Annotated in this window: 13 protein-coding genes and 4 pseudogenes; 8 read left to right on the plus strand and 9 right to left on the minus strand. The window is 67.6% G+C overall.

Going from position 1 to position 14,407, the window contains the following annotated elements:
* Window positions 1-210 precede the first annotated feature (210 nt).
* The 3 genes from ACY34J_RS13405 to ACY34J_RS13415 all read left to right on the plus strand — a co-directional run bounded on the left by ACY34J_RS13405 (window position 211) and on the right by ACY34J_RS13415 (window position 5,009).
* Window positions 211-1,683, plus strand: a complete 1,473-nt coding sequence (locus ACY34J_RS13405; RefSeq protein ID WP_462726585.1) for a class I adenylate-forming enzyme family protein — start codon at window positions 211-213, stop codon at window positions 1,681-1,683.
* Between the two features lie 66 nt (window positions 1,684-1,749).
* Entirely contained in the window at window positions 1,750-3,573 is a 1,824-nt protein-coding gene (locus tag ACY34J_RS13410; RefSeq protein WP_462726584.1) for a DUF3556 domain-containing protein, read from the plus strand.
* A complete protein-coding gene (locus ACY34J_RS13415; protein ID WP_462726583.1) occupies window positions 3,570-5,009 on the plus strand; it encodes a phytoene desaturase family protein in 1,440 nt (479 codons plus the stop codon). Before ACY34J_RS13410 ends, ACY34J_RS13415 begins: the two co-directional genes overlap by 4 nt.
* A 203-nt stretch (window positions 5,010-5,212) precedes the next feature.
* Here the strand turns inward: ACY34J_RS13415 and ACY34J_RS13420 are convergent.
* From ACY34J_RS13420 to ACY34J_RS13440, 5 genes and pseudogenes are all read right to left on the minus strand, one after another.
* Window positions 5,213-5,623 (minus strand): annotated as a pseudogene (locus ACY34J_RS13420) (DALR domain-containing protein); the annotation flags it as partial.
* 30 nt (window positions 5,624-5,653) lie between these two features.
* A pseudogene (gene trpF, locus ACY34J_RS13425) lies at window positions 5,654-5,866 on the minus strand (phosphoribosylanthranilate isomerase); the annotation flags it as partial.
* Between the two features lie 73 nt (window positions 5,867-5,939).
* Window positions 5,940-6,557 carry a LysE family translocator gene (locus ACY34J_RS13430; RefSeq protein WP_462726582.1) on the minus strand — a complete coding sequence of 206 codons (618 nt, stop codon included), beginning with the start codon at window positions 6,555-6,557 and terminating at the stop codon, window positions 5,940-5,942.
* A gap of 34 nt (window positions 6,558-6,591) precedes the next feature.
* Window positions 6,592-6,963: an indole-3-glycerol phosphate synthase TrpC gene (locus ACY34J_RS13435; protein WP_462726671.1), complete on the minus strand. Its 372-nt coding sequence runs from the start codon at window positions 6,961-6,963 to the stop codon at window positions 6,592-6,594.
* Between the two features lie 22 nt (window positions 6,964-6,985).
* A pseudogene (locus ACY34J_RS13440) lies at window positions 6,986-7,531 on the minus strand (indole-3-glycerol phosphate synthase TrpC); the annotation flags it as partial.
* A gap of 186 nt (window positions 7,532-7,717) precedes the next feature.
* Between ACY34J_RS13440 and ACY34J_RS13445 the strand changes: the two are divergent.
* Window positions 7,718-8,413: a hypothetical protein gene (locus ACY34J_RS13445; RefSeq protein ID WP_462726581.1), complete on the plus strand. Its 696-nt coding sequence runs from the start codon at window positions 7,718-7,720 to the stop codon at window positions 8,411-8,413.
* An 80-nt stretch (window positions 8,414-8,493) separates the two neighbouring features.
* Here the strand turns inward: ACY34J_RS13445 and ACY34J_RS13450 are convergent, their stop codons facing one another.
* The 4 genes and pseudogenes from ACY34J_RS13450 to ACY34J_RS13465 all read right to left on the minus strand — a co-directional run bounded on the left by ACY34J_RS13450 (window position 8,494) and on the right by ACY34J_RS13465 (window position 10,034).
* A complete protein-coding gene (locus tag ACY34J_RS13450) occupies window positions 8,494-8,985 on the minus strand; it encodes a hypothetical protein (protein ID WP_462726580.1) in 492 nt (163 codons plus the stop codon).
* Window positions 8,986-9,027: 42 nt separating this feature from the next.
* Complete coding sequence (locus ACY34J_RS13455; protein ID WP_462726677.1) at window positions 9,028-9,360, minus strand: hypothetical protein; 333 nt, start codon at window positions 9,358-9,360, stop codon at window positions 9,028-9,030.
* 35 nt (window positions 9,361-9,395) lie between these two features.
* Window positions 9,396-9,722, minus strand: a pseudogene (locus ACY34J_RS13460) (putative T7SS-secreted protein); the annotation flags it as partial.
* Window positions 9,723-9,737: 15 nt separating this feature from the next.
* Window positions 9,738-10,034, minus strand: a complete 297-nt coding sequence (locus ACY34J_RS13465) for a hypothetical protein (RefSeq protein ID WP_462726579.1) — start codon at window positions 10,032-10,034, stop codon at window positions 9,738-9,740.
* A 265-nt stretch (window positions 10,035-10,299) separates the two neighbouring features.
* Between ACY34J_RS13465 and ACY34J_RS13470 the strand changes: the two genes are divergently transcribed.
* The 4 genes from ACY34J_RS13470 to ACY34J_RS13485 all read left to right on the plus strand — a co-directional run bounded on the left by ACY34J_RS13470 (window position 10,300) and on the right by ACY34J_RS13485 (window position 14,344).
* Window positions 10,300-11,016 carry a hypothetical protein gene (locus ACY34J_RS13470; protein WP_462726578.1) on the plus strand — a complete coding sequence of 239 codons (717 nt, stop codon included), beginning with the start codon at window positions 10,300-10,302 and terminating at the stop codon, window positions 11,014-11,016.
* A 308-nt stretch (window positions 11,017-11,324) separates the two neighbouring features.
* Entirely contained in the window at window positions 11,325-12,077 is a 753-nt protein-coding gene (locus ACY34J_RS13475; protein ID WP_462726577.1) for a GntR family transcriptional regulator, read from the plus strand.
* Window positions 12,078-12,337: 260 nt separating this feature from the next.
* Window positions 12,338-14,026, plus strand: a complete 1,689-nt coding sequence (locus tag ACY34J_RS13480) for an APC family permease (RefSeq protein ID WP_462726576.1) — start codon at window positions 12,338-12,340, stop codon at window positions 14,024-14,026.
* 132 nt (window positions 14,027-14,158) lie between these two features.
* The gene (locus ACY34J_RS13485; RefSeq protein WP_462726575.1) at window positions 14,159-14,344 is read left to right on the plus strand and encodes an SPOR domain-containing protein; all 186 of its coding nucleotides are present in this window, start codon (window positions 14,159-14,161) and stop codon (window positions 14,342-14,344) included.
* Window positions 14,345-14,407 lie beyond the last annotated feature (63 nt).

Consider the following 14,407-nt stretch of genomic DNA (forward strand, 5'->3'; position numbering starts at 1 on the left):
TGGGCGGCAATGCCCAAACCCCTCTGACCTGGTGGTTTTCGAGCGTTGCGAGCGGCCGTGCCGGTCGGGCGGCACGGCTTGTCTTCAGGGTTTGTCTTCCGGGGACAACGGTCGGCGCCGGCTTCGTCGCACCGGGCCATGGCAGTACGCGCCGCAGCGCTCCTACGGTTCGGTAACTCGCCGTTCATGGTGTCTTCACAGGGAGCGCCCATGCATCTCTCGACTCTGCCGGACTTCCGGGCCGACCAGGCCCCGGGGGATCCCGCCCTCACCGATGACACTGCCACCCACAACAATGCCCAGTTCCTGGCGGCGGTCGGGCAGGCAGCCGCCGTGCTCCGCGGGTTCGGGGTCGGCCGCGGTGATGTCGTGGCCGTCATGCTGCCCAACACGGCGCAGTTCGTCGTCGCGCTGTTCGCGGCGTGGCGCCTGGGCGCCGCGGTGACCCCGGTGAACCCCTCGCTCACCGCCTCCGAGGCGGACCACCAACTGCGCGACGCCTCGGCGACGGTCCTGGTGACCACGCCGGAAGCGGAACGCGAGGCGGGCGCCGCGGTGAAGGTCTGCACGCGGCTGACGGCCGCGTCCGGCGAGCAGGTGAACCCGCTCCCGGACCCACGGGACGACGACCTGGCGCTGCTGATCTACACCAGCGGCACGACGGGCCGGCCCAAGGGCGTCATGCTGGACCACCACAACATCGCCGCCATGTGCTCCATGGTCATCGAAGCGTTCGAGCTCGACGACCGAGCACACAGCCTGCTGATCCTTCCGCTCTTCCACGTCAACGGGATCGTCGTCGGCACCCTGTCACCGCTGCTGGCCGGCGGCAGGGTCACCGTCGCGGGGCGGTTCGACGCCGCGTCCTTCTTCCCCCGGGTCGCCGAGGCCCGCCCCACGTACTTCTCCGGCGTGCCCACCATCTACGCCAAGCTGGCCGACCTCCCCGCCGACATCCCGGCCGACACCTCCTCGCTGCGCTTCGCGATCTGCGGGGCGGCACCGGCGAGCGCGGAGCTGCTGGCGAGGTTCGAGGAACGGTTCCAGGTGCCGGTCGTCGAGGGGTACGGCCTTTCGGAGGGGACCTGCGCCAGCACGGTCAACCCCCTGCTCGGTGTCCGCAAGCCGGGAACCGTCGGCCTGCCGCTGCGCGGTCAGTCGATCCGCATCTGCGCCCCCGACGGCTCCGACGTACCGGCCGGTGCCGTCGGCGAGGTACTCATCCAGGGCCCGAACGTGATGCGCGGCTACCTCAACCGTCCCGAGGCGACGAACGAGACCCTCCGCGACGGATGGCTGCGCACCGGCGACATCGGCCGGATCGACGAGGACGGCTACCTCGTCCTCGTCGACCGGGCGAAGGACATGGTGATTCGAGGCGGCGAGAACATCTACCCCAAGGAGATCGAAGCGGTCGTCCATCAGTTGCCGCAGGTGCTGGAGGCCGCCGTTGTCGGCCGCGCGCACCCGGTACTCGGCGAAGAGCCGGTTCTGTTCGTGGCCCTGGCCACAGGCGCCGTCCTCCCCGAGGCGGAGATCCGCGAACACCTGCGGGCCCGGCTGTCGAAGTTCAAGCTCCCCGCCGACGTCTTCCTGCTCGACGCCCTGCCCAAGAACCCCGTCGGAAAGATCGACAAGCCGGCGCTGCGGGCCCGGCTGTCCCCGGCGGAAGCCGGGTCCTGAGAGCGGCGGGCCACCACGAGCCCGCCCCGTACCGAGAAGCACCCATTCCCACCGAAGGAGTTGACGTTGGGGTTCACCAAGGGCGACTTCCCGCCCGTCGACGTCGAGACGTTCCTCGACAAGCCGCTGCGCGAGCGCCTGAAGACGCTGGCCCTGCACTGGGTCGAGTACGGCTTCGGTTCGCCGAAGATGATTCCGACGGTCTACGTCGTCAAGCTGCTGTTCCTGTACGTCCTCGGCGGGACCTTCCTGGCCACGTGGTCCTCGGGGACCGCCCCGTTCTGGGACGTGGCCCAGTGGTGGGACGTACCGATCGTCTATCAGAAGCTCGTCGTGTGGACGGTGTTCCTGGAGGCGGTGGGACTGGCCGGCTCCTGGGGGCCCATCGCGGGCAAGTTCAAGCCCATGACCGGCGGCATCCTCTTCTGGGCGCGCCCGGGCACCATCCGGCTGCGGCCCTGGCGCCGGGTGCCGTTCACGGCCGGCGATCGCCGTACGGTGGTCGACGTGCTGCTCTACCTCGCCCTGCTGGCCGGGCTGCTGACCGCCGTCCTGCTGCCGGGCGTGCACAGCGCCTCCCTGGCGGCGGCGCTGCCGCAGGACACCACCGGGCTGGTCGACCCCAGGCCGCTGTTCCTCGTCATGGCCCTGCTGATGCTCATCGGCCTGCGGGACAAGACGATCTTCCTGGCCGCCCGTGGCGAGCAGTACCTGCCCGCCCTGCTGTTCTTCAGCTGCCTGCCCTTCGTCGACATGATCGTCGCGCTCAAGCTGCTGATCGTCACGGTGTGGATCGGCGCGGGCGTGTCGAAGTTCGGCCGCCACTTCTCCAACGTCGTCCCGCCGATGGTGAGCAACAGCCCCTGTGTGCCGGGCAGATGGTTCAAGCGCGCCCAGTACCGGGACTTCCCGCACGACATCCGCCCCTCGAAGGCGGCCGGCAGCCTGGCCCACGTGGGCGGGACCTGCGTGGAGATCGTCACCCCCCTGGTGCTGCTGTTCTCCACGAACCGGGCCGTGACCCTGGCCGGGGTCGTCCTGATGGTGGTGTTCCACCTCTTCATCACCTCGACGTTCCCCTTGGCGGTCCCGCTGGAGTGGAACATCCTCTTCGGCTTCACGTCGGTCTTCCTCTTCGTCGGATTCCCCGCCGGTCAGGGCTACGGCCTCGGGGACATCTCCTCGCCGTGGCTCGCCCTCGGCATCGTCGTCGGCCTCATGTTCTTCCCCGTACTGGGAAACCTGCGGCCCGACCTGGTGTCGTTCCTGCCCTCGATGCGCCAGTACGCGGGCAACTGGGCCTCGGCCCTGTGGGCCTTCGCGCCCGGCGCCGAGGACAGGCTGAACGCGGTGACCCGGCCGACCTCCAACCAGATCGACCAGCTGAAGGCGATGGGCTACCCGGCGGCGGTCGCCGAGGTGACCATGCAGCAGACCATCGCCTGGCGCTCCATGCACAGCCAGGGCCGGGGCCTGCTCTCCCTGCTGCTCCGCCACATCCCTGACCTCGACCGGTGGACCGTGCGCGAGGCCGAGTTCGCGTGCAACTCGCTGATCGGCTTCAATTTCGGTGACGGGCACCTGCACAACGAGGACCTGATCGCCGCGCTCCAGAGCCGTTGCCGCTTCGAGCCGGGCGAGTTCATCGTGGTGTGGGTGGAGTCGCAAGCCATTCACAGCAAGGTTCAGCACTACAAGGTGATCGACGCGGCCCTCGGCGTGATCGAGCGCGGCACCTGGCGGGTCGCCGACGCGGTGCGCGAGCAGCCGTGGCTGCCGGGCGGCCCGATCCCGGTCCAGGTCACCTGGTCGGCGGCGGCCTCGGTCCAGACGGATTCGCGGGACGTGGAAGACGTCGGTGCGGGCGCCGATGCGAGGATGCAGGTATGAGCACGGCCGTGGTGGTGGGCGGCGGGCCCAACGGGCTCGTCGCCGCCGCCCTCCTGGCCCGGGAGGGCGTGCGGGTGACCGTACTCGAGGGCGCGAGTCGGGTCGGCGGCGGTACCCGCAGCAGCGAGGCGATCGTGCCGGGGCTGCTGCACGACCATTGCTCGGCCATCCACCCGATGGCCGTGGGCTCGCCCGTCCTGCGGAAACTGGACCTCGGCCGCTACGGTCTGCGATGGCTGCTGCCCGAGATCGACTGCGTGCATCCGCTCGACGCGGGCACGGCAGGGGTGCTGCGCCGCTCCGTCACCGCGACCGCCGAGGGGCTCGGTGCGGACGGCGCGAGGTGGCGGCAGCTGTTCGGCCGCCCGGCCGAGACCTACGACCAGCTGGCTGAGGACATCATGCGCCCGCTGCTGCGGATCCCGCACCACCCGCTGCTGCTGGCCCGCTTCGGACTGCCCGCCCTGCTCCCCGCCACCGCCCTGGCACGCGGCTTCACGGGGGAGGAGGCCCGGGCCCTGTTCGGCGGGGTGGCGGCGCATGCCTTCCAGCCGCTGCACCGGCCACTGAGTTCCAGCATCGGCCTGGGCATCCTCACCGCCGGACACCGGTACGGGTGGGCGGTCGCCGCCGGCGGCTCGCAGGCGATCAGCGACGCGCTGGTGGCCCTGCTCACCGACCTCGGTGTCACGATCGAGACCGGGGCATACGTGAAGAGCGCGGCAGACCTGCCCTCCGCCGACGTGACCCTGTTCGACCTGGCCCCCGGCGCGGTCGCCGACATCCTCGGTGACCGGCTTCCGGCCCGCGTCGCCCGGGACTACCGGCGCTTCCGCCACGGGCCCGGCGCCTTCAAGGTGGACTTCGCCGTCGAGGGCGGAGTGCCCTGGACGGCGGAGCCCGCGCGCAGGGCCGGCACCGTCCACCTCGGCGGTGCGTTCGCCGAACTGGCCGCCACGGAACGCGACATCGCCGCCGGACGCATGCCGGAACGTCCCTTCGTGCTGGTGGGGCAGCAGTACCTCGCCGATCCGCAGCGGTCAGTCGGCAACGTCCATCCGGTGTGGACCTACGCCCACGTGCCGCACGGCTACACCGGCGACGCCACCGAGGCGATCACCGCCCAGATCGAGCGGTTCGCTCCCGGCTTCCGGGACCGGATCGTCGGTTGTGCCGTGCGCACCACCACGGGATTCGCCGAGTACAACCCGAACTACATGGGCGGGGACATCATGACCGGCGCGAAGAACATCCCGCAGCTGGTCCTCGGCCCCCGCCTGGCCGGCAATCCGTACTCCGTCGGCTTGCCGGGCTACTACCTCTGCTCGGCCGCGACTCCGCCGGGACCCGGCGCGCACGGAATGTGCGGCGCCCACGCAGCGGAAGCCGCTCTCTACCATCTGCGCCGAGCGGACCTGGCCCGCCCCAGAGCGTGATGAAGCTCCCGTGCTGGGATCGTGCTGGGGCAACCACGTCAGAACCGCATTGCCTGCTCCCTATCCTCCGATCGCGTACGCAAGGCGAGCTTTCCACGGAAACGAGCTGATCACCTGGTACCAGGGACGGCTTCGGCCGCAACAGATCGATTCGAAGCTGAACTACCTATGCGACGTGTTGGACCGCATACCGACGCAGGCGTGGCGCCCGAGTAGTCCTTGCGGGCCCGGGGCGGCCTGGCGCTGCTCGAGCACCAGCCTGGCCAGGGAGTCCACCACGCCGTGGAGGTCCTCGCCGCGGTCCGGGCCGCCCGCCCAGTGCTCGTCGAGCGGGTCGAGGCCCAGCACTCCGAGCATCGCACGGACATCGGCGAGCCGGGCGACGGCCGCGTTCTTGTCGTCGGCGGTGAGGGCGGAGTTGCCCCGCCGGACGGTGGTGTGCACGACCGCGAGGGCCTGCGGGACGCCCAGGTCGTCGTCCATCGCCTCGGCGAACGCCGGCGGCACCTCGGCGGCCGGTTCGACCGGGCCCCCGGCCTTTCCACGACCCGCTGGATGAAGCCCTCGATGCGCGCGAACGCGGACTCCGCCTCGCGCAGGGCCTCCTCGCTGTACGCACGCCCGCCGGTGAGACTGGCCAGCGAGCGGACTTCCGCCACCGTCTGATTGCGGAAGACACCAACGGTCATCACATGGGACGGGACACGTTTGACGAGCCGTATGGCGGTGGTCGCGGACACACGTCGAGGGCTGTCGGCGAACATGAAGCCGATGGCATCGGCCCCGGCCTCGACCGCCTCGTCCACGTCTTGTTCGGTCCTCAGCCCACAGAGCTTGATGAACAGGTGATTTCGCATAGGGTCCTTACATGGATTCGCCCGCCCCGGAAGCGTTTCCGGGGAGGGGCGAGCAGACGGCCGGCGTAGGCGGTCAGCGGTTGGCGAGGGCCAGCTGGACACCGAGGCCCAGGAAGGCCATGGCGAAGGTGCGGCGCATCCAGGCCAGCACCTTCGGCCGGGTGATGATGTGATCGCACACGGCCGCCGCGAAGGCACCGTAGATCACGAACACGACGAACGTCATGATCATGAACACGGCCGAGAGTTCGAGCATGCGCGGGAGCGTGTTGGTGCTGGTGGCCGGGACGAACTGGGGCAGGAACGCCAGGAAGAATATGGACAGTTTCGGGTTCAGGAAGTTGATCAGAATGGCGGTCCCGGTGACGCCAGCCGCCGACCTCTCCGTCTTCGCACCCTCGGTGTCGATCTTCATTGCGCCCTTCTCCCGCAGGGTCTGCCAGGCGAGATAGAGCAGATAGGCGACACCGGCCCACTTGAAGCTCTCGAAGGCCACCGCGCTGGTATGCAGAATCGCGGCCAGGCCGGCGATCGCCGCAGCCAAGTGCGGGACGATGCCAAGGGTGCAGCCGAAGGCTGCCACCACCGACATGCGCAGTCCGCGAGTCAGGCCCGTGGCCACGGTGTATACGGCGCCGGTTCCGGGTGAGGCCACGATGATGAAGGCCGTGATCAGGAACTCAACACTCATGAATGCTGCTCCCTTGGTCGTGTCGTCAGCGGCACTACTGTGCCAGGAGCGAGCGGGTGGCGGCCTCGACATCGTGGGCACGCATCAGGCTCTCGCCGACGAGGAATGTGGTGATGCCGACCGCGCCCATGCGCTTGAGGTCCTGCGGAGTGCTCAGTCCGCTTTCTCCGACCACCACACGGTCCCGGGAAACCTTCGGCGCCAGGTTCTCGGCCGTGGTCAGGGTGGTCTCCATGGTCTTCAGATTCCGGTTGTTGATCCCGATCAGCCGGGACCGCGGACGGGACGCGCGCTCCAGCTCCTCGGGGTCGTGCACCTCGACCAGGACGTCCACGCCGAGTTCGTGCGCGGTGCCTTCGATGTCGGCCGCGGTCTCGTCGTCGACGGTGGACATCATCAGCAGGATGGCGTCGGCGCCCCCAGGCCCGGGATTCGACGACCTGGTAGGGGTCGATTACGAAGTCCTTGCGCAGTAAGGGGAGTTCAACGACGGCACGCGCGGCGGCGAGGTGGTCCAGGCTGCCGTCGAACGAAGGGGTATCGGTGAGCACGGACAGGCAGGCCGCTCCTCCCGCCTGGTAGGCGCGGGCGAGTGCCGACGGGTCGAAGTCCGCGCGAAGCAGCCCCTTGGACGGGCTCTTCTTCTTGACCTCGACGATCAGGCCGTACTCTCCCTCGGCCCGGCGCTTTTCGAGGGCGACCAGGAAACCCCGCGGGGGCTCGGCATCCCCGGCTTGCGCGCGCAGCGCGTGGAGCGGCCGCTCCTTCTTGGCTGCAGCGATCTCCTCGCGCTTGTACGCCGCCCAACACCTGGGCCAGTGGCTCGAGCCAATGCCGGGAGTAGACGCCGACGAGGTGGTGCTTGACTGCCGGCGGGGTTGAGCAGCGGTCCCAAAATGGACGATGAGTCCGGATAGCGCCCCACGCGGTCCTTCCGCCAGGTCGCTCCGGTGGCGACGGCGACGAGGGAGCACCCCAATCGCGCCTGCCCAGCCTCGCGACCTACGGCCGTGTGCGGGACTGGCGACTCGAACAACTCAAGCGCATGAAGAACGTGCAGCTGCTGCCCGGCAACCACGTCACGGCCGACCGGGTCGGCCCTTTCCGGGGGCGACCCCGGCACATGCGATGCGATCCGGCGTCCGCCATACTCATGCGGCATGGAAGCACTCGTGACCATCTGTGTCGGCGGCGCCATCCTCGCCTTTGTCATCTGGGGCTGGAAGAGCGGGAACAAGAGGGATGGGCGGACCGACCAACAGCAGGAGGAGCTCCAACAGTTCGTACAGGGGCGTGGCTGGAGCTACACCCCTACGGTACGCGGAGGGGGAGACCGTTACTGCGGGTCGGCACCGTTCCCGATCAAGGGTGCCAATATTGATATATGCGACCACATCGCCGGTGAATTCCGCGGACGCACTTTCTGCTGCTTCGAGTACCGCACACGTGGCATGGGCAACGACATGGGCGACAACCAGTGGCGGTTCTACACGGTGTTCGCGATCACCATGCCGACGACCGTGCCCCGAATGAGTGTCCGTCGGCCCGAACTGGGGGACAAGTTGGAAGCCCGCATGCTCGGCCGCGGCCAAGTGGTGGAGCTGGGCCTTCCCGCGTTTGACAAGGCATTTCGCATCATCACCGACGACGAGCCGTTCGCGCGAATGATGGCCGGCCATCTGGCGCAGCTCCTCCCTTCCGACTCCCGGGCCAAGGACGCGCCTCTCCAGTTCCATGAAAACGAGCTGATCACCTGGTACAAGGGACGACTTCGGCCGCAACAGATCGATTCGAAGCTGAATTACCTGTGTGATGTCCTGGACCGCATACCGGCGCAGGCGTGGCGCCCGGCCTGAGTGACATGTGCTTGTGGGTGAGCCCCTCGCGAATCCAGATTCGCGAGGGGCTCACCCACAAGCATCGAGGCGGGCAAGGCCTATGCCGTGGCAGGGTCTGCCGGGCGGACAGTCCGGACGAACTCCTTGAAGTCGTCCACGACCTCCTCAAACTGGCTCAGCTTGGCTGTCAACGCAAGCTCTATCACGGCGGGCTTGGCCGGATCGTGCACATCCTGCATGGCCAAGTACACCTGGCTCTGCACCAGCTCCACGGGACGCCCGCGCAGCGTGCTGGAGATGCGGAGGGTTTGGGTAAGCGCAGGCGCCTCGGGGGTTCCCACCTGAGTCCGCTTGGTGACGCTCACCGTGGCCGCCTCACTCAGTCGCTGGACTGACTCGTCGGCAATCGTAACCAGGTCAGCTTCGTCCCGAAGATTACCGGCGATCGTGATATTCGCGGTGAACCCGTCCCGCGACTCGGGGTGGAGCGCAACGAAAGCCACTCCGGGGGCGCCCACCTCGTCGGGGGGCGCCGGCTGCCAGCCCTCCGGCAATGAAAACTCGATCTTTACCGGTAGCGTGGTCGCCATGGTGGATCAACTCCCTTAGGGTGCGGAATTTCGAGGCTAGTGTCAGCCAAAGGGATTGAGCGACTTCACCCCGTCCCCCATGTCATCAAGACCAACCACGTCCGCTGCATCGCCGACCGTGTCGATGACCTTATCCGGGTCAATCTCGATCTGCGAGGACACCTTGGCGCCGACGCCGAACGCGAGGCCCAGTTCGCCACCGACAACGAACTTGCCGTCCTTCATACCGGCATCCAGGGTGGCCGCGCCGCCGATTCCGGCCATCGCCTCGCCCGTGACACCGGCCCCGATACCGCCGACGTCCGCGCTGGCCCTTCCGGTCGCCTTGGCGCCCGCAAATCCCTCAAGGCCTGAGTGAAAGCCGTCCTTGCCCACGGAAGTCTTTGCAAAATCTCCTGGGCCTGGCTTTGATCGCCGCCGGCCCACAGGTCGATTGCCTCCGCAGCCCGCTGCTGCGCCGCGCTGAGCACTCCTGCGTACTTGCTGATCGCCGTGGCAGCGTCGGACATCGCATCGGACGCATAGAGCCAGTTCCGCTTCTCGCCGGAAAGCTTGTCCCAAAAGTTGTCGCTAGCCTTCCCGGCCCAACCGGGTATGCGTACGGCGCCCAGTCCCGTCCCGACGTCGTCGAATGTGCCGGAATGTTTCCTGAGCGACCGCGCGATGTCCTCCAGGGACCCTGCGTTTCCCGGGATGAGCTCCTTTGGGTCTGTGGTCTCGCCCAGCTCTGAAGCCATATCTGTCCCCCGTCCTTACCGTCCCGCGCGATACGGCTGCAGCAGCCGCTCCGCATCGGCATCCGATTGCGCGTAGTCGGCCGTATCGTTGAGGTTCTCCGCCGCGTCGGCCGCACGGTCGCCGAGGACCAGGTAGGCCTCCTGCCAGGTAGCGCAGAATTGTTCAAACTTCCCAGAGAGGATCAGGTGTCCGGAGTCGTCCAGATCGTCGTTCACTGCTTCGAAATCGATACCTTTTGCTGGTTCCAGGCATGTGAGAATGGCTGAAGCGCCACTTCTGAGATCTTCCGGATCAGCACGAAAGTCATCCATGCTCGGACCACCGCCCCCTGAACGCTTCTTAAAAAACAGGCAAGTTGGCACTGTCGTCACGCCGGACGCTATCACCATCTCAGGAGTCGTCAGGTCACGTAAGGCGTTTCGAGCCGTGCGTCCGCAACTCGCCCTGTACGTCCCGCCAGTTGTACAGGCCGACCGCTCGGTACACTGTCCGGTCGGCGCGATGGCACGAACAGGGGAGACGGTACCTGTGCCCAATAAGGCCACAGGACAGCTGAGTTCGAAGAAGTTCACTCTTGTGATCGGGGAGAAGGAGTATCCCCGGCGCGTAGCGCTGCCAGTCATGGGGGGTATCGGCCTCATCTTCGCCGGCATCTTCGGTACCGTGGGCACGCTCATGGTTCACGACTATCGCGAGATGTGGGGGAGGGATGAAGAGCAGGCGGATCTGCGTAAGCTGGCGCGGTCCCGTGGCTGGATTTACTCGCCTGTCAATTTCGCGGGAGCGGATCGGTACAGCGGTGTCGAACCCTTTGCGAACGTTTCCCACAACATGAGGACGTGGGACTGCATCGAAGGTCGGCACCGAGGTCGGAGCTTCAGCTGCTTCGAGTATCGCGACGAAATCGTCGACGGGCGCCCCTCGGACAAAACGCTGTACTTCGCCGTGTTCGCCGTGAAGACGGCGGCGTCCATACCGCGTGTGGTTGTTCGTCAGCATAAGTGGCTGGATGAGGTCTTCGCTGACGGGCACATTGTGAAACTGGGGAACTCGGAATTCGACGAGACGTTTCGCATTGTCGCCAGCGACGTGCAGGTCGCGCGCGATGTGGTGGGAGGGGAGTTGGCGCGCTTTCTCACCGCCGATTCCCGCGCTGATGATGCACCCTTGAGGTTCGACCGAGGCGAGCTCATCACCTGGTACGAGGGAAGGCTGCGGCCGCAGGAGATCTTGCCGCGCCTGAACTACCTGTACGACGTCCTGGAGCGCGTGCCCGAGCGGATGTGGCAATGAGCAGTGGCCGTCCCTCCGGCGCGAGTTGTTCACCCGGTCTGCCAGCTCTGCTCTGCGCATGTGAAAGGCCTCACCTGGGGCCGTTGCGGGGGGGGGGGGGGGAGGAGCGGGGGGAGTTGGCGCCCCCATAGCCGTGCGGGGCGTGATCCGTACTCCTGTCATCTGGCCAAAATCCATGGCTAGATGACGCCGAATCATGCCTGCTGGTCGTCGAGATCACCACATCAGGTGAAACTTTGGCCCATGCTTGCAGGTCACAACCCACGGTTGCCACCCTGTTGCAGTCTGTCAACTGTTGGGAGGGGCACGTGACTTTCGGTGAGCAGCCTGCATACCTCCGCGTCGCCGGCGACCTGAGGCAAAAGATCGTCGACGGCTCGCTGCCGCCGCACACGAGGCTCCCGTCCCAGGCCCGTATCCGTGAGCAGTACGGCGTCTCCGACACCGTGGCCCTCGAGGCCCGCAAGGTGCTGATGGCCGAAGGTCTCGTCGAGGGGCGCTCCGGCTCCGGCACGTACGTACGGGAGCGGCCTGTCCAGCGGCCCATCGCCCGCACCGGCTATCGCTCGATGAGCGAGTCCAACCCCTTCCGGCAGGAGCAGGCCGACGAGCGGGTCAAGGGCACCTGGGAGTCCGGCAGCGAGCGGGAGGAGGCGACGCAGGCGATCGCCGCCCGGCTGGAGATCCAGCCGGGCGACCGGGTGATGCGTACGCGCTATCTGTTCCGCGTAGAGGGCGAGCCCCTGATGCTCTCCACCTCCTGGGAGCCCCTGCACGTCACCGGCCGTTCGCCCGTGATGCTGCCGGAGGAGGGGCCGCTGGCCGGGCGTGGGGTGGTCGAGCGGATGGCGGCCATCGATGTGATCGTCGACAACGTCGTGGAGGAGGTCTGGGCGCGGCCGGGGCTCGCGGAGGAGAACCAGCTGCTGGGCAGAGTGCCGGGGCACGCCGTGCTGGTCGTCTCGCGGACGTACTTCGCCGGCGGCTGTCCGGTGGAGACGGCCGATGTCGTCGTACCTGCCGACCGCTACCGCCTCACCTACCACCTCCCGGTCAAGTGACCCAGCGCATGCTTCCGGTCAAGTGATCCGGCAGCGGCGGGCCGCTCGCCCGCCCCCGGGGAGCAAAGGGAGTACTTGCAAAGGCTCGCCCTGTCGCGGCACGACAGGGCGGGCCTTTTATGTTGCAAAGGTCACAGATGACCTTGGTAATGAAGACGTAATCCCAGTTGCTCCATAGGATGGCGCAGTTTTGTGTTCCGTCGCGGGGGTTGCACTCACAAAGAGCGGCCCTCGGGCCCCCACCGAAGGAGTTCTGGGACTTGAGTACCGAAGAGGGTTCCCACTCCCACTACCGGCGGTCCCTCGGCACCGTCGCCCTCACAGCAGTCGGCCTCGGTTCGATCATCGGGTCCGGCTGGCTTTTCGGGGCCGAGCGCGCAGCGGCGCTCGCCGGACCCGCCGCCATTCTCGCCTGGGTCATCGGCGCCGCCGTGGCCCTGACCATCGCGCTCACCTATACCGAGCTCGGCTCGATGTTCCCGAAGGCGGGCGGCATGGTCCGCTACGGCCAGTACTCGCACGGTTCGCTCGCCGGCTACCTCTCCGCCTGGGCCAACTGGATCGCGATCGTCTCGGTCATCCCGGGTGAGGCGACCGCATCCATCCAGTACATGAGCTCCTGGGACTTCGGCTGGACGCAGGGCCTGTACGACGGCAAGGAGCTGACGGTCACCGGCGTCGCCGCCTCCAGCGTGCTGCTGGTCTTCTACTTCTTCCTCAACTGGTTCGCGATCACCCTGTTCGCCAAGACCAACACCGCGATCACCGTCTTCAAGGTCGTCGTCCCCGCCCTGACGGCGGGCTCCCTGCTGCTGGCGCACTTCGACAGCCGCAACCTGACCAGCCACGGCGGTTTCGCCCCGAACGGCTGGAGCGCGGTCTTCAGCGCGGTCGCGGTATCCGGCATCGTCTGGGCGTTCAACGGCTTCCAGTCGCCGCTCAACATGGCCGCTGAGGCGCGTAACCCGGGCAAGTCCATGCCCAAGGCCGTCATCGGCTCGATCCTCATCGCCCTGGTGATCTACATCGCCCTGCAGGTCGCCTTCCTGGGCGCCGTGCCGGGCGCGGACCTCAGCCACGGCGGCTGGTCGGGCCTGTCGTTCAACTCGCCGCTCGCGGACCTCTCGCTCGCCTGGGGCCTGAACTGGCTGGCGCTGTTGCTCTACGCGGACGCGTTCATCTCGCCATCCGGCACCGGCATGATCTACGCCGCCACCACCTCGCGCATGATCCACGGTGTGCAGGAGAACGGTCACCTGCCCGGGGTCTTCGGCAAGGTCGACCCGAAGACGGGTGTGCCGCGGCCGGCGCTGCTGCTCAATCTTGTCGTCGCCTTTGCCTTCCTCGCCGTCTTCCGCGGCTGGGGCTCCCTTGCCGAGGTCGTCGGTGTGGCCACGGTGATCTCGTACATCACCGGACCGGTCGCCGTGATGGCGCTGCGCCGGCTCGCACCGGAGCTGCCCCGCCCGGTGCGGCTGCGCTCCATGCCGGTCGTCGCGCCGATCGCCATGGTCTTCGGCTCCCTGGTCATGTACTGGGCCCGCTGGCCGCTGACCGGCAAGGTCATCTTCATCATGGCGATCGGTCTGCCGATCTGGGCCTGGTACGAGCTGCGCAAGCCGTGGGCCGAGCTGAAGCCGCACCTGAAGGCGGGCGCCTGGATGGTCGCGTACCTGCTGGTCATGGCTCTGGTCTCGTGGGCGGGCGGCGAGGAGTTCGGCGGCCGCGGCTACCTGGCGCCGGGCTGGGACATCCTGGTTGTCGCGCTCATCGGGCTCGCGTTCTACGTGTGGGGCGTGCGCAGCGCGTGGCACAACCCCTCGCTGGCCGAGGTCACGGCTGAGATGACCGCTGACGCCGACGCCAAGGCCGTAGCCGGTCAGGCTGCCGGTGCCGTGGCCGGAGGGGCGGGCAAGGACCGGTCCAAGCTCGAACAAGTGGCCGGATGAGTACCTCTTTGTGAAAACCCGTATCCGAAGAGTTAAGGTCGGGCGTAGGCTCGGGCATATGCGGATTGCGGTTTCCTCAGAGAACGGGACGTTGTGCGCCGAATTACCTACGACGGCGCTGGGAGAGCGGCGATGACCGAAGACGGCAACGCCGCCCTGCCGTGGGTCGTCATACGTCAGGACGACAACGGCAATCGCTACCGCGTCGGCCGCTACGCCACCCGAGCGGAGGCGGAGCGGGTTGCCGACCGGCTGGGCCTGAACGGCCGCAAAGAGCTCTACACGGTCGAGCGGGTGGGCCACCGCGCGTCGTCCTAGTGCCGCGTCAGCCAGGGTTCGCCCGGTAGCGAGGTGACCTGGTGCGGTCAGCTGCAAGGCGCC

The sequence above is a fragment of the Streptomyces sp. HSS9-12 genome, assembly GCF_054963655.1.